Source organism: Stenotrophobium rhamnosiphilum (assembly GCF_003052265.1).
Lineage (GTDB): Bacteria > Pseudomonadota > Gammaproteobacteria > Nevskiales > Nevskiaceae > Stenotrophobium > Stenotrophobium rhamnosiphilum.
This window is the reverse complement of the sequence record NZ_QANS01000006.1, coordinates 187,436-206,013: the sequence shown is the minus strand read 5'-3', so window position 1 is coordinate 206,013 and position 18,578 is coordinate 187,436. Positions and strand designations below refer to the sequence as shown.

Annotated in this window: 18 protein-coding genes; 8 read left to right on the top strand and 10 right to left on the bottom strand. The window is 55.8% G+C overall.

Annotated elements, in window-relative coordinates:
• Positions 1-172 precede the first annotated feature (172 nt).
• From ntrC to CJD38_RS15805, 4 genes are all read right to left on the bottom strand, one after another.
• Positions 173-1,654 (bottom strand): nitrogen regulation protein NR(I), encoded by a 1,482-nt coding sequence (gene ntrC, locus CJD38_RS15820; protein ID WP_107941356.1) that lies wholly within the window; start codon positions 1,652-1,654, stop codon positions 173-175.
• Positions 1,645-2,712, bottom strand: a complete 1,068-nt coding sequence (gene glnL, locus CJD38_RS15815) for a nitrogen regulation protein NR(II) (protein WP_107941342.1) — start codon at positions 2,710-2,712, stop codon at positions 1,645-1,647. The genes ntrC and glnL overlap by 10 nt, the downstream gene beginning before the upstream one ends.
• Before the next feature lie 82 nt (positions 2,713-2,794).
• A complete protein-coding gene (locus tag CJD38_RS15810; protein WP_161554266.1) occupies positions 2,795-3,304 on the bottom strand; it encodes a DUF4124 domain-containing protein in 510 nt (169 codons plus the stop codon).
• 5 nt (positions 3,305-3,309) lie between these two features.
• Positions 3,310-4,830, bottom strand: a complete 1,521-nt coding sequence (locus tag CJD38_RS15805) for a Ppx/GppA phosphatase family protein (protein ID WP_240783671.1) — start codon at positions 4,828-4,830, stop codon at positions 3,310-3,312.
• Positions 4,831-5,149: 319 nt separating this feature from the next.
• Here CJD38_RS15805 and CJD38_RS15800 point away from each other — a divergent pair, with 319 nt between their 5' ends.
• Complete coding sequence (locus CJD38_RS15800) at positions 5,150-5,476, top strand: c-type cytochrome (RefSeq protein ID WP_107941354.1); 327 nt, start codon at positions 5,150-5,152, stop codon at positions 5,474-5,476.
• Between the two features lie 10 nt (positions 5,477-5,486).
• Positions 5,487-5,825, top strand: a complete 339-nt coding sequence (locus CJD38_RS15795) for a c-type cytochrome (RefSeq protein ID WP_107941340.1) — start codon at positions 5,487-5,489, stop codon at positions 5,823-5,825.
• A 261-nt stretch (positions 5,826-6,086) separates the two neighbouring features.
• On the opposite strand, the gene bamJ is transcribed toward CJD38_RS15795, so the two are convergent.
• Together bamJ and plsB are read right to left on the bottom strand one after the other, a co-directional pair.
• The gene (gene bamJ, locus CJD38_RS15790; RefSeq protein ID WP_107941339.1) at positions 6,087-6,827 is read right to left on the bottom strand and encodes a BamJ family beta-barrel-assembly machinery protein; all 741 of its coding nucleotides are present in this window, start codon (positions 6,825-6,827) and stop codon (positions 6,087-6,089) included.
• A gap of 61 nt (positions 6,828-6,888) precedes the next feature.
• Entirely contained in the window at positions 6,889-9,387 is a 2,499-nt protein-coding gene (gene plsB, locus CJD38_RS15785; RefSeq protein ID WP_107941338.1) for a glycerol-3-phosphate 1-O-acyltransferase PlsB, read from the bottom strand.
• A 374-nt stretch (positions 9,388-9,761) separates the two neighbouring features.
• Between plsB and CJD38_RS15780 the strand changes: the two genes are divergently transcribed.
• The 5 genes from CJD38_RS15780 to CJD38_RS15760 all read left to right on the top strand — a co-directional run bounded on the left by CJD38_RS15780 (position 9,762) and on the right by CJD38_RS15760 (position 15,108).
• A complete protein-coding gene (locus tag CJD38_RS15780; protein ID WP_240783669.1) occupies positions 9,762-11,555 on the top strand; it encodes an ABCB family ABC transporter ATP-binding protein/permease in 1,794 nt (597 codons plus the stop codon).
• A gap of 85 nt (positions 11,556-11,640) precedes the next feature.
• A complete protein-coding gene (locus CJD38_RS15775; RefSeq protein WP_107941337.1) occupies positions 11,641-12,480 on the top strand; it encodes a lysophospholipid acyltransferase family protein in 840 nt (279 codons plus the stop codon).
• A gap of 29 nt (positions 12,481-12,509) precedes the next feature.
• Positions 12,510-13,463, top strand: a complete 954-nt coding sequence (locus CJD38_RS15770; RefSeq protein ID WP_206363032.1) for an SDR family oxidoreductase — start codon at positions 12,510-12,512, stop codon at positions 13,461-13,463.
• A 100-nt stretch (positions 13,464-13,563) separates the two neighbouring features.
• On the top strand, positions 13,564-14,052 hold the full coding sequence (locus CJD38_RS15765; RefSeq protein WP_107941335.1) for a Dps family protein: 489 nt from the start codon (positions 13,564-13,566) through the stop codon (positions 14,050-14,052).
• A 42-nt stretch (positions 14,053-14,094) separates the two neighbouring features.
• A complete protein-coding gene (locus CJD38_RS15760; protein ID WP_240783667.1) occupies positions 14,095-15,108 on the top strand; it encodes an ABC transporter ATP-binding protein in 1,014 nt (337 codons plus the stop codon).
• A gap of 91 nt (positions 15,109-15,199) precedes the next feature.
• Here the strand turns inward: CJD38_RS15760 and CJD38_RS15755 are convergent, their stop codons facing one another.
• Positions 15,200-15,610, bottom strand: a complete 411-nt coding sequence (locus tag CJD38_RS15755; protein ID WP_107941333.1) for an immunity 70 family protein — start codon at positions 15,608-15,610, stop codon at positions 15,200-15,202.
• Between the two features lie 28 nt (positions 15,611-15,638).
• Positions 15,639-16,400 (bottom strand): M48 family metallopeptidase, encoded by a 762-nt coding sequence (locus CJD38_RS15750; protein WP_107941332.1) that lies wholly within the window; start codon positions 16,398-16,400, stop codon positions 15,639-15,641.
• 236 nt (positions 16,401-16,636) lie between these two features.
• Between CJD38_RS15750 and CJD38_RS15745 the strand changes: the two genes are divergently transcribed.
• The gene (locus tag CJD38_RS15745; protein ID WP_107941331.1) at positions 16,637-16,846 is read left to right on the top strand and encodes a cold-shock protein; all 210 of its coding nucleotides are present in this window, start codon (positions 16,637-16,639) and stop codon (positions 16,844-16,846) included.
• Positions 16,847-16,904: 58 nt separating this feature from the next.
• Here the strand turns inward: CJD38_RS15745 and CJD38_RS15740 are convergent, their stop codons facing one another.
• Together CJD38_RS15740 and pdxH are read right to left on the bottom strand one after the other, a co-directional pair.
• Positions 16,905-17,714, bottom strand: a complete 810-nt coding sequence (locus tag CJD38_RS15740) for an SDR family oxidoreductase (protein ID WP_107941330.1) — start codon at positions 17,712-17,714, stop codon at positions 16,905-16,907.
• A gap of 161 nt (positions 17,715-17,875) precedes the next feature.
• The gene (pdxH, locus tag CJD38_RS15735; RefSeq protein WP_107941329.1) at positions 17,876-18,496 is read right to left on the bottom strand and encodes a pyridoxamine 5'-phosphate oxidase; all 621 of its coding nucleotides are present in this window, start codon (positions 18,494-18,496) and stop codon (positions 17,876-17,878) included.
• Positions 18,497-18,578: the final 82 nt, after the last annotated feature.

Here is an 18,578-nt window from a genome sequence, read left to right as displayed (position 1 = left end):
AGACGAGAAGCACAGGGAATCGGAACGTCTTTTTGTTCCGACGCGTACGCAGGGTGTGTTTTCTTTGGTTACTTTCTTTGCACAAGCAAAGAAAGTAACTCGCACGCCGTGCGAAACACGCCATATCAAGCAGAGTAGGCCTTAGCCCGCGCAGCGCGCATAAACCGCCGAATCAATCCGGCATGCCAAGTTCTTTGATCTTACGTGTGAGCGTGTTGCGTCCCCATCCAAGTCTGCGCGCCGCTTCCTGACGCTGCCCATCACAAGCCTTCAACGCCGCCTCAATCATGATCCGTTCAAACGTCGGCGTAGCAATGCCAAGCAAATCATCCGTGCCCGCACCAAGCTCATGCGTCGCCCACTGCGAAAGCAACTGATCCCACTGCGTTGCCGTCGTCGTAGTTACTGAAGCCGTACTCGGTGCTGCTGCAATGGACGGCGCCGTTTCGCTAAGTGGTGACGCAACACCCGCAGACGCTACAGCGCCACTCGAACTCTGCGTCTGCAATTCCGGCGGTAAATCTTGCAGATGAATGTCTTGCCCTGGCGCCATTACGGTGAGCCAGCGGCAGGTGTTTTCCATTTGGCGGACGTTGCCGGGCCAATCGAAATTCTGCAGTAGCGCGAGCACTTCTGGTTGCAGGCGCTTGGGTTCTGTTTTCATTTCCAGCGCTGCGCGCGCAAGGAAGTGGCGCATCAGGATTGGAATATCTTCGCGACGTTCACGCAGTGGTGGAACGCGCACGCGGATGACGTTGATGCGGTGATAAAGATCTTCGCGGAAGCGGCCGTCTTTCACTAAATGTTCGAGTGCTTGGTGAGTGGCGGCAACCACACGCACATCGACTTTGATTGGCGAGACACCACCGACGCGATAGAACTGTCCGTCTTGCAGCACGCGCAGCAAACGCGTTTGCAGGTCGGCCGGCATGTCGCCGATTTCGTCTAGGAAAAGTGTGCCGCCGTCGGCTTGTTCAAAGCGACCTTTGCGTTGTGTTGCTGCGCCGGTGAACGCGCCGCGTTCGTGACCGAAGAATTCGCTTTCCATCAAATCTTTTGGAATCGCCGCGGTGTTAATCGCGAGGAAAGGTTTTTGTGCGCGTGGGCTGTTGACGTGCAGTGCGCGTGCAACCAGTTCTTTGCCGGTGCCGGATTCGCCGGTGATCAGCACCGTGATCTGTGACTGCGAGAGACGACCAATGGCGCGGAATACGTCCTGCATCGCCGGGGCTTCGCCAATAATGGCGGCGCCGTTCATGTCGACATTCAGGACATCGTTCTTAACTTGCTTCTGCGCAGCGCGGCGGACTAGTGCGGCAACATTGTCTACGTCAAAAGGCTTGGGCAGATATTCAAAAGCGCCGCCTTTGTAGGCAGCGACCGCGGCATCGAGATCGGAGTGCGCGGTCATGATGATCACGGGCAACTCTGGCTTGGCGGCGCGTACGCGCTCCATCAAGTCGAGGCCGTTCAGTCCGGGCATGCGGATGTCGGAGAGCAACACGTCTGGCGTGCCGCTGTCCAATGCATCGAGCAGTTCAGCCGCACCCGGAAAGGTTTTGACTTTCATGCCTTCGCGCGCGAGCGATTTGTCGAGTACCCAGCGGATCGACTCGTCGTCATCTACAACCCAGACAGTAAGGCTCATTGCAATTCCAGAGGTAGATAAATCGAAAACACGGTGCAGCCGGGCCGCGAGCGACATTCAATGAGGCCGCCGTGGCTATGGATTAGATACTGAGCAATAGGCAGGCCAAGTCCGGTGCCTTCCGGGCGCGTGGTGATCATCGGATAGAAGATTTTTTCCATCATCGGGGCCGGAATACCCGGGCCGTCGTCTTCTACATCGATCTGAATCACCAGCTTGTGACGCGCGCCGCCAATCGTGAGTTGGCGCTTGGTGCGCGTGCGCAGAGTGATATTGCCGGTGCTACCGATGGCTTGTAAGGCGTTGCGCACGATGTTGAGAACGGACTGAATCATCTGCTCGCGATCAACCACGATGTCGGGAATCGACGGGTCGTAGTCACGCAGAAAGTGCACTTCATCCGGCCCTTCCGCCTGCACCAGCTGACGCACGTGCTCCAGCACTTCGTGAATATTGAGCAGCGCTTTCTGCGGCACGCGATTGGGGCCGAGCATGCGGTTGACCAAATTTTGCAGGCGGTCGACTTCGCGAATGATCACGCGGGTGTATTCGCGATGTTCGGAATCTGGAAACTCGCGCTCCAGCAATTGCGCCGCGCCGCGGATACCGCCGAGCGGATTTTTGATTTCGTGTGCAAGACCGCGAATCAGTTCGCGGCTGGCTTGGTGTTGTGCCAACAGAAGTTCGTCGCGCGAGATGCGCAGGTGGCGATCCAGCGGCAGAACTTCCATTAATAGGCCGTGCTTGCCATCGACCAGAATCGGGGTGACGGTGCAGTCAACGGTGATGGCTTGTTCACCGACGCGTTGCAGGGTGAGTTCGCGGTCGATGAAGCCGGCGCCGGCGTCCAGCGCTTTGCGCAGTCGCGGTTCATGGCTGCCGAAATGCGGGATGCCTTCAGTGAGTGGCGCGTCCAGAGCGTGGCGGCGGCTGATGCCGAACAGGCTTTCGCAGGCAGAGTTCAGTGCAGTGACTCGCAGACTTTGATCGAGACAGATAACAGCCGTCGTCATGCCGTCTAGGACGGCATCGGGGCGTGTGCGGCGGCGGGTTGAGGTAAGCATGGGCTGCGGGTCGCAAGAAGCGGGCCATAAAATTTGGCTCAAGGCTACCCCAAATCAGGCATGCAAGCACCAAAATGGTGCGTTACTTCTTGGCCAGCGTCGCCTTGACCTCGATATTGATCGGCTTGGACCGTGCTAACTCTTTGCCTTCATGGCTAATTAGAGCCGCAACTAGCTCGTGCTTGCCCGCACCAATTCCGTGCAATGTAGCTTTGATGTCAGGTATCGGTTTGGTGCTTTGCGCTTTGCCGTCGACATAAAAGTGAATGCCGAAGCCTTTGGCGAGGCCTGGCATGACGCTAACCACGACCAAAAAGTTGGAATCAACCTCTTTGAAAGTTTGTCCCGGCGTTGGCAACGTCCAGTGCACGGCAAAGCGTGTGGCGTTGCGGACGATCTCGATGGAGGCGGCGTCATCCCACTTTTTCTTGGAGACGGCCGGACGGCTGCCATCAAGCACCATCGGCTTGGCGCCTCGGGTTGGTGGCTGATCGGTGAAGTGCACCATCCCGTTAGGGTCCACGTATCGGTACAGCTTGCCTCCTGCCATTGCCGTCGTGGCTAGCAATAACAGCAGGAGGCAGCTGATCACGCGCATTACTGGACCTTCAATCTCATGCCGACGACTTTGAGGTATTCCGCTTCGCGTTCCAAGTCGGCCTGTGTCAGCGGATGCCGCGTCAGCCAGGTTTTTTGGGTAAAGGTCATGTCCAGCGCGCGGCGATTGGCGCTGAGTTTTACCGGAGGACGTAGATCCGGCTCGCGTGAACGATGTAGCAAAACCGCGAGGCGCAGGATCATCGTCAGGCGGCGCATCGGTTCCACCCACATGCTCGGTAGATCGTCGAAAGTCAGCGGCGATAATTTGCTGCGATGTGCGCGCACCAGCGTCGCCAGCAGTTTTTGATCGGTCTGCGAGAAGCCCTGCAGATCGCAATGCTTGATGATGTATTCGCCATGCTTGTGATACGAGGAATGCGAAATCACCAAGCCAATCTCGTGCAGGCGCGCGGCCCAGCCAAGAAACATGGCGGAGAATTTGGGTTCCAGATTCCAGCTCTTGCCGACCTGATCGAGAATTTTCAGCGCCGTGCGTTCGACAGCTTGCGCGTGATTGAGATCCACCGCGTAACGCTCGGCCATCGTATTAACGGATTCATCGCGGACATCGTGATTGGAGAGGCGTCCGAGCAGGTCATAAATCAAACCTTCGCGCAGCGCGCGCTCAGAGGTTTCCATCTTCTGCAGATCGAGCGCGTCGAACACGCCGGCCAGTGCTGCAAGTCCGCCTGCGAATACCGGGCGACGATCTTCACGCAGCGAGGGGAAATCAATTTTGTTGACGTGGCCGCGTGACAGCACCAGCTCAATCACTTTTTCCAAGCCTTCGCGCGTGATCTGGTTCTCGCACCAGCCATTGGCCATCATCACGCGCCAAACGCCACGCACGGTGCCGGAGGCGCCGATGGCAACATCCCAACCGGCTTTGCGATAGCGGCGCTCTAAGAACTCCAGCTGAACGCGTGCTGCGAGGCGTGCTTTGCGGAACTGTGCGCGGGTGATGTCGCCGTCTTCAAAGAACAATTGATGATGCGTGACGCAGCCCAGCGAGACAGATTCCATCAACTCCGGATTGGGTCCGCGGCCGATGATGACCTCGGTGCTGCCGCCGCCGATATCCACCACCAGTCGACGCCCTTTTGCGCGACCCATGCCGTGAGTAACGCCGCCGTAAACCAAGCGTGCTTCTTCTGCGCCAGCGATGATTTCGATTTCGTGGCCCAGCGCCATTTCAGCAGCGGCGAGAAAGTCTTCGCTGCGACGCATGCGGCGCATGGTGTTAGTGCCGACCACGCGCACTTGTTGCTGCGGGATGCCGCGCAGTCGCTGGCCGAAGCGTTGCAGACAAGCGAGTGCGCGGGCTTGAACTTCCGGATGCAGACGTTTGTCGGCATCGAGTCCCGCCGCGAGACGAACCGGTTCGCGCAGACGATCGATCACCTGCAGCTCAGAGCCATTGGCGCGCGCCACCATCATGTGAAAGCTGTTGGAGCCCAGATCAACTGCGGCGACTTCCAAGCCTTGGACGGCGGTTGCGCGATTCGAGCGCAAACTCACTGGCAGCGCTCCAAATTGCGCAGGCAAAAATCAGAATTTTTTGTGGCGCGCTCGATGCGGTCGGGCATGTTGTTTTCGGGTTGGTGCCGTCACTCACAATCGAGTGCGTGGCGTAGTGAATATGTTTAAATTTATATAATTAAAATTAATTTAAACAACAATAATCAACATCGATAAAGTACGCGTTCTGCCTTGTCGATTCGCACTATAACGCAGCATGCATTCGCTTCTGTTACGAATTTCCGTTGACCCGAGTGCTCAATTCACGGAACATATTGTGGCTAAATTCTTTGTTGATGTTCCGTTTGGGGAGTTTCACATGATGAAGTTTGTCCGCGTGGGCGCCATTGCTGCCGCCCTCACGCTGAGTCTGCCTGCGTTTGCCGAAGGCAACGTTGAGGCTGGCCGCATTAAAGCGAACACCTGCATGGGTTGCCACGGCATCCCGCAGTATGACAACGCTTATCCGCGATACCGCGTTCCCAAGATTGGCGGACAGCATCGTGACTACATTGTTGCTGCGCTGAAGGAATACCGCAGTGGCAATCGCCCTCACAAAACCATGCAGGCACAGGCTGCCAGCTTGAGCGATCAGGATATCGAGGATATTGCCTCGTATCTCGAACACTCCGCGGCCCATAAGTAAGGTGACCTCCATGAAACATATTGCAACGATTGCCCTGCTGGGCCTCGTCTCCACCGCGACTTTTGCTGCCAGCCCAGTTGCACAGCCAGAAAAGGCTGCTGCCTGCTTTGCTTGCCACGGCGAAAACGGCCACAGCAAGATTGAAGCAAACCCAGTGCTTGCTGGTCAGTACACCAACTATCTTGAACACGCCCTCACCGAGTACAAGAGCGGCGCGCGTAAGAACCCGATCATGAATGGTCAGGCTGCTGGCTTGAGCAAAGAAGAAATTCACGCTCTCGCAAAGTTCTTTGGTTCGCAGACCAGCGACCTGTACACGCCTAGCGTGCATGGCGCTTTGAAGAAATAAGCGTTCGTAAGGATGTTAAAAAAAGGCCGCTGAGAAATCAGCGGCCTTTTGCTTGGCTGTCTGCTTTTTGTAGGAGCGCCTCGACAACTGCTCCTGCGTTGTTCTACCTCGGGCATCCATGCCCTCGTCTTAGGCGTGATTGGTTACGGGGGCCAATCGCGCCTAAGAGGCGCTCCTAAATTTCAGCGCGAATATTCACGTACATAAAAAAAGCCGCCAGATTTCTCTGGCGGCTTTTTTACAACTAGCGTAAATCGCTAATTACTTAGCAGCAGGCGCTTCTTCGCCAATTCCGAGCAGTTCAACTTCGAAGGTCAGCGTCGAGTTAGGACCAATCTTCACGCCAGCGCCGCGCTCGCCGTAGGCCAGAGCTGCTGGGATGTAGAACTTGTACTTGGAACCTACCGTCATCAGCTGCACGCCTTCGGTCCAACCTGGGATCACGTTGCCGAGAGGGAACGTTACTGGCTGGCCACGATCGTAGGAGCTATCAAAGGTTTCGCCATTCAGCAGCGTGCCTTTGTAGTGAACGGTGACGCTGTCCTTATCAGTTGGGTGCTTGCCTTTACCTTCGGTCAGCACTTCGTACTGCAGGCCGCTCTTGGTGGTTTTTACGCCAGCCTTCTTGCCGTTTTCAGCAAGGAACTTGTCGCCTTCTTCCTGATTTTTCTTGGACTGATCAGCGCGCTGAGCGAGCTGTTCTTCCTGCATCTTCTTAGCAACGGTGTTCTTGATTTCTTCGCGAGCTGCGTCGTCGAGCTTCGACGTGCCGCCGCTGCTGATGTCATCCAGACCCTGCTTCAGAGAAGCCACGTCAACGTACTGCTTGACTGGCTGCAGTGACTTGCCGAGGTCAACGCCGATGGCGTAACCGAACTTCTGGGCGTCAGTGGTGAGGCCAGAAGCATCGGCCGGCTTTGCGTCCTTGTCGCCATTTTTGGCGCAGGCTGCAATCAAACTGATGGCAGCAATCGCTACCAGCAAACGATAAGACTTCGACATGGAGATTCCTAATATTCTGTTATGGAAAAAAAACGGGGCGCAAGGCCCCTACCGTTTTCGATTATACCGAAGCGTCTGGCGCTGTCACGACAGGGGTTCGGCGACGAGAAAGTAGCTGCAGAAGCGTTTGACGCGCCTCGTCCGAAAGTAGTTCCATGGATCGTTCGGCAACGCGTTCGATCTTGGCATCCACCCGCAGGGTTTTGGCATCTGTTTCAACGACTAGGCCGACTTCGATGAGGGTGTTCATGTGGCCGCGGAACAGGGCTTTATCGAAGAATTCAGGGGCGTCGCGGCCGGTCAGAATCGCCATGCGTTCGGCCAATAGGCGGCAGTCTTCTTCAAACTTGTCACGCTGCAGCGGCAGATCGCTTTTGCTTTCTTCAGCCAGCAGCAGGGCGGTCATGCAATAGCGTTCCAGCGTTTCGCTCATCACGCGGCCGAGCATGGCCAGTGTTGAGAACGCCGGGCTGGCGACATCCGGACGACGCAGGTCGCCGCCGATGGTGCGCGTCAGCAGGCCGAGTTTGACCATGACCTCGATGCACTCGCGCGTCGCGGTTTCACATTCCTGCATGTCCCAGCGCAGAAAGAATTCCGTGCGCAAGAATGGATACAAAGCGCGGCAACCCATCACCGCCGCTTCTTCCGGCAACATGCCGCGCGTGCGGAAGAAATTGGCGACCAATGAAGGCAGCGCAAACAAATGCTGAATGTTGTTGCGGTTGTACGTGAGCAACACCGCGTCGCGATCTGCCAGTGCCATCAAGTCGCCCCACGGATGAGGCGCGCGACGGATGCGTGCGATCGGCGCAGACCAATCCACCACCGCGCGCGGCGCGCTTTCTGGGATGTATTGCAGCGGGCTGTAGTTCTGACCTTTCAACAGCCAGATCAAGTGACCGATTTGTTCAACCAATTCTTCTTCACTCACCGCGCGTTGCGGTGAAGACAGCAGCGCCACAGCAGCCAGACTCACAGGATTGGCGACAGCGGCGTCGTTGATGCGGCGCATGTGTTCTGCAGCCAACTGCGCAATAAAAGGCTTGAAGCCCATGATTGGGCCGTCACTGTTTTTAACTTGCTCGCGCCAGCTCGGCAGATGCGTGTCGGCGTAATCTTGCAGCTCTAAATGCTGGCCAAAATTGATGTAGGCCTTGCCGAAAGATTTGCCAAGAATCTTGCTGGCCTTGAGCAGGCCCTGCACGGATTCTTTCTGCTTGGCTGCGCCACGCAATTCTTTCGAATAGCTGTTGAGTTCCCACGCTTTGTCGTAACCGATGAACACCGGCACCAGCGCAACCTTGCGCGTGCGCTGTCTCAAGCCCGCTTCAACCACCATGCTCAGCAAGCCGGTTTTCGGCGCCAGCAAACGACCCGTGCGACTACGGCCGCCTTCCGGGAAAAACTCAATCGGATAGCCGCGCTGAATCAGCGATTCAACATAGGCGCGAAACACGGCGGTATAAATTTTGTCGCCGGAAAAACTGCGACGCATGAAGAACGCACCACAGCGACGCAGCAGCGCGCCGACAACCGGAATATTGAGATTGATACCAGCCGCGATATGCGGCGGCACCAAGCCAGCGTGATACAGCGAGTACGACACCAACAGATAGTCTGCGTGCGAGCGGTGGCAAGGCATGTAGACAATTTCATGCGTCGTTGCGAGCTGACGCATTTTCTCCAAGCCTTGAACGTCGATGCCTTTAAAAACGCGATTCCACACGAAAGTGCCGAGGAAGCGTTCGATGAACGTCAAGCTGACCGTCGAATAATCCGCGCAGATTTCTAAAGCGCACTTGCGCGCATAACGCAGCGCTTGTTCTGGCGTGTAATTCTTTTTGCTGTCGTTCGCGCTCGCTTGCAACGCCAATTGAACGGTTTTGCTTTGCAGCAGCGTGCTGACCACAACACCGCGACGCAGCAGTGTCGGCCCCAGCGCCGCGGTACGCGCACGCAGAAAATGGAAATGCATCACGCGCGTCAGCTTGCGAATCGCCGTCGTAGCGTCTTTTTCTTTATCAACGTATTCGCGGAACTGCAGCGGCAAACCAAAGTTGGCGAAAACATTGCGGCCGTTGGCGATGATGATGAAGAGTTTGCGAATCGCGCTCGCCTGCGGGCTATCGAAGAACGCCAGTTTGAACAGACTGGTTTCTTTGCCGGGGTCGCGGCCCCAGAACAGCGTGATCGGGATCAGCTGTGCGTCGTAGGTCTTGGTTGCGGCGGCGGTCTCCAGCAAGCGCGTCAGCTCAGTTGGATGAATACGCGTTTCGAGCACGGCTGGCAGATAAACCACGCCAGCATGATCAGGGGTTGGAAAATTCAGACCCGTGCGGCTAGGACGCGGCAGCGCCAGATCTTTGCAGATGCGGTCGAGCACGAACAGATCGGTCCATGAGCGCGTCGGCAGAATGAATACGACCGGCTTGGTCGGGTCGAGCTTCAACTCGGCGCGCAGGTCGGCGCGCGTGATCTTGTACTGGATCAACGAATTCAGCGGGCGGAACAGTAACCACGCCAGCCAGTAAAAAATGCTTGTTAGCGGACCGCTCAAACCATCTCTCCTTCAAGGTATTGCCGACCGTTGGCCGGATTGGCCCGGGACGGAGGGTGACGCATAAGCCCCGGGTGCCGCGGCAGGGGTGCAGATGCCCGGCTTTTATCACTTCATTGTGGCCGCAATTTTACCGCATGCCTGATGCCAACAAGCCATGAGCTAGGCCCATGAGACCTGTGAGAGAGGCAATTGGTGCCAATATCGTTTTAATTGATTAAATAATGATTTCTATAAAAGCTTATTTAAAACAATATTCATGCCAGCTGAAGTGCGGACCGAGTCGGCAGCGATGGTGCTGTCACGCGGACTTGGGTGCACACATCAGCCGATTGCGGCGACAATAGCGATCCACCCTTTTCCCCGAATGCCTCGTGCGACCTTCCCGTGCGCCTGAAGTCAATGCATCCGAGCCCTCCGACTGGCGGGTGATTCGCACGCTTGCGCCTTATCTGACGGAATTCCCGCTGCGTGTTTTTGTGGCGATGTTGTGCTTGGTTATCGCCAAACTCACCGGCGTATTCCTGCCCATGGTGATGAAGCATCTGGTCGATGACCTCACCCCGACCCAAAACGCCTTGGTCGTCGTGCCCATCGCTTTATTGCTGACCTACGGCGCGCTGCGTTTTGCTAACGTGATGTTTGGCGAGTTGCGCGATCTGGTGTTCGGCCGCGTTGCCGAGCGCGCCATGCGTCGCGCGGCGCTCAATGTGTTTGAGCATTTGCATCGGCTGGATCTGGATTTTCACCTCACGCGTCGCACCGGCGGTTTGTCGCGTGACATTGAGCGTGGCGTTTCCGGCATCAACTCTTTGCTGCGATTCATGCTGTTCAACATTTTGCCGACGCTGTTGGAAATTGGTCTGGTCGCAGCGATTCTGCTGTTCAACTACGGCGCAGACTTCGCCATCATCACCGTCGTTTCGGTGATTTTGTATATCGCCTTTTCCGTCGTGATCACCGAATGGCGCAACAAGTACGTGCGCGCTGCCAACACCTTGGACTCACGCGCCAACACGCGCGCCATCGACAGCCTGCTCAACTACGAAACCGTGAAGTACTTCGGCAACGAGAAGCACGAAGCGGCGCAATACGACCGCGCGCTGGCCGATTGGGAAGTGGCGTTGATGCAGAACCGCTTGTCGCTCTCAGCGCTCAACGCCGGTCAGTCATTAATTGTTGCGGGCAGCCTCACCTGGATGATGATTCTGGCCGCGCAGCGCATCGTCGATGGCCATATGACTTTGGGCGATTTCGTCGCGGTCAACGCCTATATGGTGCAGTTGTTTGTGCCGCTGAATTTCCTCGGCTTTGTATATCGTGAAATCCGTCGTTCGCTGACGGACATGGCGAAGATGTTCGGCCTGCTGGAGAAGAACGCCAGCATCAGTGACGCGCCTACCGCACAGACACTCACCACGAAGGCTGCTAGCGTTAGCTTTGATCATGTGCAGTTTGGCTATGGCGAAAAGCGCCGCATCCTCAACGATGTCAGCTTCGAAATTCCCGCCGGGCGAAAGCTTGCCGTGGTGGGGCCCAGCGGCGCGGGCAAGTCGACGCTGGCGCGTTTGCTGTTCCGTTTTTACGACGCACAAGGCGGTAGCGTGCGTGTCGATGGCGTCGATATTCGTCAGCTTTCGCAGGATTCCCTGCGTGCGCATATCGGCGTGGTGCCACAGGACACGGTGTTATTTAACGACACCATCTTCTACAACATTCAGTACGGTCGGCCTGATGCCAGCCGCGAAGAAGTCGAGCATGCGGCGCGTCTGGCTCACCTCGATGCCTTTATCCGCCAACTGCCGGATGGTTATGAGACGGCTGTCGGCGAGCGCGGTCTCAAGCTCTCGGGCGGTGAAAAGCAGCGTGTCGCCATCGCCCGTGCTTTGTTGAAGAACCCGGCGATCATGATTTTTGATGAAGCGACCTCGTCGCTGGATTCGGGTTCGGAACAGGCCATTCTTGGTGCGCTGCGCGAAGTCGCACAGCGCCGCACGACGCTGGTGATCGCGCATCGCTTATCGACGATTACCGATGCCGACGAGATCATCCTGCTCGATCAGGGGCGGATACAGGAGCGCGGTACGCATGAGTCCTTGCTGGCTGCTGGCGGCGCTTATGCGCGGCTTTGGCAGATGCAGCAGACCCATCCGACAGAGGAAAAATGACGCGGCGGCCCTTCATTGTGCCGGCGATTTGGACTAACGTGGTCAAGCAAAATTTTGGGGAGATCGGGCAGCGCCCGGCAATCAAATGAATCTGGATTTCTTAAAAAATTTCAGTCTGAAAGAAGAAGTGCTGAAGCGCTTGATCACGCCTGAAATCGACGAGGCTGTGGCCAAAACCGCAAAGCCAGTCGGCAGTTTTGGTTATGACCCTTGGGGCTATAACGAAAACATGGCCAAGGTCGGCATGGGCGTTACCAAACTTCTGTACGACAAATACTTCCGCGTGACGGCTTCGGGTCTGGAAAATATTCCGAAGACCGGCCGCGTGCTGATCATCCCCAACCATAGCGGCCAGTTGCCGATGGATGGCGTGTTGATTGGCTATGCCATCGCCACCAACGAACACGGCCCTCGCGCACCACGCGCGATGATTGAGCGTTTTTTCCCGACCGTTCCTTGGCTGGGCAATCTGCTCAATGGTTTTGGCGCAGTGATTGGTGATCCGCTGAATTGCGAACGCATGTTGGAGAACGACGAAGCCATCATCGTTTTTCCAGAAGGCGTGCGCGGTTCCGGCAAGCTCTATAAAAAGCGTTACCAGCTACAACGCTTCGGCAACGGTTTTATGCATTTGGCGATGGCGCACAACACGCCGATCATTCCTTGCGGCGTCGTCGGCTGCGAAGAAACCATGCCAGCGATTGCCAATATCAAACCGCTGGCCAAGTTGCTCGGCATTCCATATGCGCCAGTCGCAGTGCCGCTGCCATTGCCAGCACGCGTACACCTCAATTTTGGCGAGCCGATGATGTTCGAAGGCGACCTCAATAATGAGGAGCAAGTGACCGAGCGTGTTGAGCAGGTCAAAGATGAAATTCGTAAACTGATCGAGAAGGGCCTCAAAGAGCGCACGTCGCTTTATTAAAAAAATGGCTCACGGAGAGAGAAATAAAAATGGCTGAGAAAAAAACCGTCCTGGTGACCGGCGCCGCCGGCTCGCTAGCCAAGCGTGTCATTTCACGTTTGCACGGCAAGTACCATGTGGTGGCTGTCGACTTTCGTCAGAAAGTAGAAACCGATGCGGATATCCCGAGCTACAAGGTCGAGATGTTCAAGCGTGGTTTTGAAGATGTGTTCCGCAATCACAAGATTGATGCGGTGCTGCACATCGGCCGTATCTTCGCGCACGAATCCACGCGCCAGAATCGTTACAACGCCAATGTACTCGGCAGCAAACATCTGTTTGATCTGTGCCGTAAATACAAAGTCGGTCAGGTGTTGGTGCATTCAACGTTCTATGTTTACGGCGCCAGCCCTTACAACCCGGCGTTGCTGGACGAAGAATCGCCGTTGAAAGCGTCTGACGTGACCGCAGATTTGGTCGATACCGTTGAGTTGGAGTCACTCGCCAAGATTCACATGTGGCGTTATCCCGAACTCAATATGACGATTCTGCGTCCATGCAATGTGCTTGGCCCCGGCGTGCGTAACAGTATGTCGCTGCTGCTGTCGCGTCCGCTTGCGCCGGTATTGATGGGCTTCTCGCCCTTGATGCAGTTTCTACATGTCGATGACATGGCCGATGCCATGTTTGCGGCCTTTGAAAAGAACAAGCCGGGCATTTACAACGTCGCGCCAGATGACTGGGTTGCGTATCAGGAAGCCGTGCAGCAATGTGGTTGCAAGCGTTTGCCACTTGCTTCAATTCCGCCGGTATTGCCGAAGCTCATCAGCACGATCCTGAACTGGAATGCTTTCTTCCCGCCGTACTTGATCAACTACTTCAAGTATCCGGTGATCATCGACGGCAAATTGTTCCGCGAGACTTTCGATTGGAAACCCAAACGCAATCTCAACGATATTTTCAGTTATTACCGTAAGAACAAACTGGTGACGCCAAAAGCGTAGGCCAGACATTCGACTATCGCTATCGTACCGTTCGTAAGATTCAATTTCCCGCGCAAGGATTCGCTGCGTAAACTCCGTACAAATTGATTAGGAGACCGACATGGGTAAGGCAAAGGCTTCTGCCAAGATTGAAATTGGTATCACTAAAGAACAACGCAAAGGGATTGCAGATGGTTTGTCGCGCCTGTTGGCCGACGAATACACGCTGTATCTGAAGACGCACAACTTTCATTGGAACGTGACAGGGCCGATGTTCAACACCCTGCACCTGATGTTCGAAACGCATTACAACGAGTCGGCACTGGCAGTTGATTTGGTTGCCGAACGCATTCGTGCGCTGGGCCACCCAGCTCCTGGTACTTACAAGCAGTACGCCGCGCTGTCTTCAATTGAAGAAACCGCTGGCGTACCTGAGGCGATGGAAATGGTGCGTCTGTTGGTGAAAGGCCACGAAGCCTGCGCCAAAACCGCACGCAGCATTTTCCCTGCTGCCGACAAGGCGAGCGATGAGCCGACCGCTGATCTTTTGACCCAGCGCATGCAGGTGCATGAAAAGACTGCGTGGATGTTGCGCAGCTTGTTGGAATGATCAAATTATTTTTCGACGCGACGTCGCAGGTTGTAGAAATTCTTGAATAACACCGTTACTCATCGCGTGGAAAACGCAAAGCCTTTATTGGAAGTCCGCCGCCTCGGCGTTCAGTACCCCGTTCGCGGGCGCTGGCCGTGGAGCGCGCGCGGGCGTCTGCGTGCAGTAGATGAACTCAACTTTAATCTGCGTGCTGGCGAAACCTTGGGCATCGTCGGCGAATCTGGTTCTGGCAAATCAACGCTGGCGCGTGCGCTGGTTGGCATGCAGACCGTGGATGCAGGCGCCGTCACTTTTGATGGTCGCAACATCACCAAGCTCGACAAGAAATCGTGGCGGCCTCTGCGTCGCGATATCCAGATCGTGTTTCAAGATCCGCTCGCCAGCCTCAACCCACGCATGACGGTTGGCCGCATTGTTGGTGAACCGCTCAAGACTTTGTATCCGGAAATCAGTACGGCAGATCGCGAAGGCAAAGTCGTTGCGATGCTGGAGCGCGTGGGTCTCTCACGCCTGCATCTCAATCGCTATCCGCACGAATTTTCCGGCGGCCAGTGCCAACGCATCGGTATTGCACGCGCCTTGATCGTGCAGCCCAAGTTGCTGATCTGCGATGAGCCGGTTTCTGCACTCGATGTTTCCGTGCAAGCGCAGATCATCAATCTGCTGAAAGATCTGCAGCGTGAATATGGTTTGGCGCTGATCTTCATCGCGCACGATCTCGCTGTTGTGCGCCACATCAGTCACCGCGTGTTGGTGATGTATATGGGCCGCATGATGGAGCAGGCCGATCGCGAGATCCTGTTTGCGTCGCCATCGCATCCTTACACCAAAGCTTTACTCGCTTCGGCGCCATCGACAGATTTGTCACCAGAAGATCAGCGCGATCGGCAGATGCTAGAAGGCGAAATCCCCAGCCCTACCAATCCACCACCGGGTTGTGTGTTTGCAACGCGTTGCCCAATGGCAGATGAACATTGCAGCCGTCAGGCACCGCATGTGCGTTTGCTGGCGAATGGCACTGCGGCGGCTTGTCACTATCTTGGATCGGCCTAAAGCCATCGTGTCGTACGTAGGGCGGGAGCATCCCGCCTTTCACGTTCAGCTTCGCTGAAGGCGGGATGCTCCCGCCCTACGCTTGCTCGGGTTACTCCACCAGCACATCTTTTTTTTCGCTCGCTGCAAAGTCGAGAACTTCTTCCAATACTTGGAATAAGTCATTGCCGTGGCTTGTTACAAAGTAGTTGGAAGGGTCCGTGACAGCAGGACTAATGCTGCTACCCCAAGGTGGTCGAGCGTTTCGATTTTCGATGTCCCAGACAATGTCTTCTGGACGAAATTTCTTCAGCTCTTTACGTGCAAGTCGAAGCTCCACGATGCCAGATTCAATCTGCGTTGCGGGAAGTCGCCCTGCGTAAAGACTTTTTAATAACACTGGGAATCGTGAACCCCAGCCGTTAGGTTCTAACCGAACTGAAATCGTAGAGAAGAACGCGTGGAAGAAGGACGGCGCACCGACCTCCGTCACGATGTTGTCTACGTTAAGACCGACGGTCATAAGAACCTAACAAGAATAAATCCTCAGCCTACCCACACTTAGGCTTCTTGCCCCCAGCACGCGCCGCTTCATATACCGGCAAATCTTTAGGCATACGCGCCTGTAGCTGATCAATACGCGTTGAATCGGAAGGATGCGTCGACAGCATTTCTGGTGGCTTCTGCCCGCCAGCAGTCATCATGTTCTGCCACAGTGTTACGGCTTGGCGCGGATCGAAGCCGGCGCGGGCCATCAGATCAAGTCCGAGCAAATCGGCTTCGCTTTCTTGTGCGCGTGAGCCAGGCATTGTGTAGAACACATTGCTGGCGATGCCGAACAGTTGTGGGTCTACGCCGGTGACTGCGCCGCCAATTTGTGACAGCCCTTGTGCAGCCATTTGCTGAGAGACGCGCTCGCCGGAGTGGTTGGCGAGTACGTGTGCAACTTCGTGGCCGATAACGGCGGCGAGTTGATCCTGCGTTTTAGCGACTTTGAGCAGGCCGGTGTAGACGCCGACTTTGGCGCCGGGCAGTGCAAAGGCGTTGACCTGATCATCTTCAAAAACCTGTACTTCCCAAACGCGGCCGTCGTTGAGTTCGGCGGTGATGGCGCGGGAGATGCAGGTGACATAAGCCGAAGTCTTGGCGTTCTTGGTGACTGGCGTTTTCTGCTTGAGCTCGGTGAACGAGGCCACGCCCATTTCATCCATTTGACCAGCTGAAACCGTCATCAACTGGCGGCGGCCGAGTGGCGAGGTCGCGCAGCTGATCACCAATAAGCTGACGATAAAAATGAGGGCAAAATTACGCATGAAAAGGTCTCCGCTGTAGTGGCTGGATCATACGCAAGCTAGATAAATATTTCTGTGAATAAGTGGCTCGCGGGCCTTGTTGCAGCGCGGTATTTTTCAATTCGCACAAAAATAAAAATATCGGTAGAGTTGGTCTTGAGCGTACGAGCTCAGGGGACGCGGCAGGGGCTTATAAAAGCGCCACCGTTGGTTATGTGGCGGCTGCGGCCGTCGTTAGATAGAAAGGTTTTCAACTTATGGCTAATCGCGAGACGGGCACCGTGAAGTGGTTCGACAACGCTAAGGGCTTCGGTTTTATTCAACGTGCCGCTGGCGACGACGTATTCGTACACTTCCGTGCAATCAAGGGTGACGGATACCGCACCTTGCAAGAAGGACAACAGGTTGAGTTCAGTGTTGTGCAAGGCCAGAAAGGCCTGCAGGCCGAGGACGTTTTGGTCGCCTGATCCAGACCAAAATAAAAACGCCGGCGAAAGCCGGCGTTTGCTCATCTAAGGGTTGGAATTATTTTGCGGTGAGCAGCTTCTTGGTTTCGTGACTCGAAACTGCGATGCCGCCGAGCGACCAGCCACCATCGACTGGCAACACCACGCCAGTGACATAGCTCGCCATCGGACTCGCCAGCCACAAGCAAGCATCGGCAATATCCTGTTTGCTGCCATAACGTCCCATCGGCACGCTGGCCCTAACGGCTTCCTGCGTTTCCGGTGTTGGTGCCAGACGCGCCATGCCTTCAGTACCTTCGATTGGGCCGGGCACGACAGAGTTAACGCGCACGCCCAACGGGCCCCACTCCAACGCACCAACGCGCGTCAGCATGTCGACGCCGGCTTTGGCGGCGCAAACGTGCATCTGAAATTCCATCGTGGTGTAAGCCTGCGGCGCAGAAATTTGGATGATGCTGCCGCCGGGTTTTTTCAGAAACGCATGCGCAGCGCGCAGCACGTGAAAGCTGCCGATCAAATCGATATCGACGACGGATTTAAATCCGTTCGGTGAAATGCCCAGCGCAGGTGCTGGAAAGTTTCCAGCGGCGCCAGAGATCAGCACATCAATCTCGCCAAACTTGGCGTGCGTACTTTTGAGTGCTGCTTCAACAGAAGCGTAATTGCGAACGTCTGCAGAAAAGCCAATCGCTTCGCCACCGTTTTTCTTCAGTTCAGCGACCGCCGCATCAACCTTGTCCTGCTTGCGCGAAATCACGGAAACTTTGGCGCCTGCGCGTGCAAACGCGTGTGCGATACCAAGATTGATACCGCTGGTGCCGCCAGAGACGAAGACGGTTTTGCCGTTGTAGTTAAAGGGCGAGTTCATGATGACTACCTCTGCTAATGAAATTCTTTTGTAGGAGCGCGTGAGAGACATGCTCTCACTAGGCGCGATTGCACCATCGCCAATCGCGCCTAAGACGAGGGCATGGATGCCCTCGGTAGAGCAATGCAGGAGCAATTGCCGAGGCGCTCCTACAGCAATGTTTAAGGTTCCAGACGCTCAACAATCCAACTGCCGTTCTTGCTGCGGTACTGCAGCCGATCATGCAGACGTCCGTGTCGTCCTTGCCAAAACTCTACTAGCGTCGGTGTCACGTTGTAACCACCCCAGAAGGGGGGAAAGGGCACTTCAGCCTCGCGATAGCGCTGTTCGTTAGCATCGAGGCGCGCATCGAGTTCTTCGCGCGTGGCTACGACGCGGCTTTGCTGCGAAGTGATTGCGCCCAGCTGCGAGTCGCGGATGCGCTGATAGAAATAATTGCGCGAAACCGCTTCCGGCAGTTTTTGCGCGTGTCCTTCAATGCGCACCTGGCGTTCGAGCTTGTCCCACCAGAACACCAGCGCGACTTTGGCGTTGGCGGCCAGATCGATGCCCTTGTGGCTTTCGTAGTTGGTGTAGAAGGTCAGGCCGTCTTCGTGAAAGCCTTTGAACAGCACGATGCGCGCAGACGGAGCGCCATCAGCGCCCACAGTCGCCAACGTCATCGCGGTCGGTTCTTGCATCGGCAAAGCGACGGCATCCGCTAACCAATGCTCCAGCAGCGTGCGCGGCGCGGGCGGCAGATCGGATTCATTTAGCGGGGGATTTTTAGTGAACTGGGCCATCAGTCGAATGCTCTAGAATTGGCGTCTCGATATTCTGCCGGAAGATGAGGGCCTGTTAGCCTTTATTTAGCGTCAGCGCTGT

What these genes read in the sequence shown, in the direction of transcription:
- CJD38_RS15775 (WP_107941337.1), top strand. Translation starts at nt 11,641, where the DNA reads ATGAATCTGGATTTCTTAAAAAATTTCAGTCTGAAAGAAGAAGTGCTG.
- CJD38_RS15765 (WP_107941335.1), top strand. Translation starts at nt 13,564, where the DNA reads ATGGGTAAGGCAAAGGCTTCTGCCAAGATTGAAATTGGTATCACTAAA.
- CJD38_RS15750 (WP_107941332.1), bottom strand. Translation starts at nt 16,400, where the DNA reads ATGCGTAATTTTGCCCTCATTTTTATCGTCAGCTTATTGGTGATCAGC.
- CJD38_RS15755 (WP_107941333.1), bottom strand. Translation starts at nt 15,610, where the DNA reads ATGACCGTCGGTCTTAACGTAGACAACATCGTGACGGAGGTCGGTGCG.
- CJD38_RS15770 (WP_206363032.1), top strand. Translation starts at nt 12,510, where the DNA reads ATGGCTGAGAAAAAAACCGTCCTGGTGACCGGCGCCGCCGGCTCGCTA.
- glnL (WP_107941342.1), bottom strand. Translation starts at nt 2,712, where the DNA reads ATGCTTACCTCAACCCGCCGCCGCACACGCCCCGATGCCGTCCTAGAC.
- CJD38_RS15800 (WP_107941354.1), top strand. Translation starts at nt 5,150, where the DNA reads ATGATGAAGTTTGTCCGCGTGGGCGCCATTGCTGCCGCCCTCACGCTG.
- bamJ (WP_107941339.1), bottom strand. Translation starts at nt 6,827, where the DNA reads ATGTCGAAGTCTTATCGTTTGCTGGTAGCGATTGCTGCCATCAGTTTG.
- CJD38_RS15745 (WP_107941331.1), top strand. Translation starts at nt 16,637, where the DNA reads ATGGCTAATCGCGAGACGGGCACCGTGAAGTGGTTCGACAACGCTAAG.
- CJD38_RS15795 (WP_107941340.1), top strand. Translation starts at nt 5,487, where the DNA reads ATGAAACATATTGCAACGATTGCCCTGCTGGGCCTCGTCTCCACCGCG.
- pdxH (WP_107941329.1), bottom strand. Translation starts at nt 18,496, where the DNA reads ATGGCCCAGTTCACTAAAAATCCCCCGCTAAATGAATCCGATCTGCCG.
- CJD38_RS15740 (WP_107941330.1), bottom strand. Translation starts at nt 17,714, where the DNA reads ATGAACTCGCCCTTTAACTACAACGGCAAAACCGTCTTCGTCTCTGGC.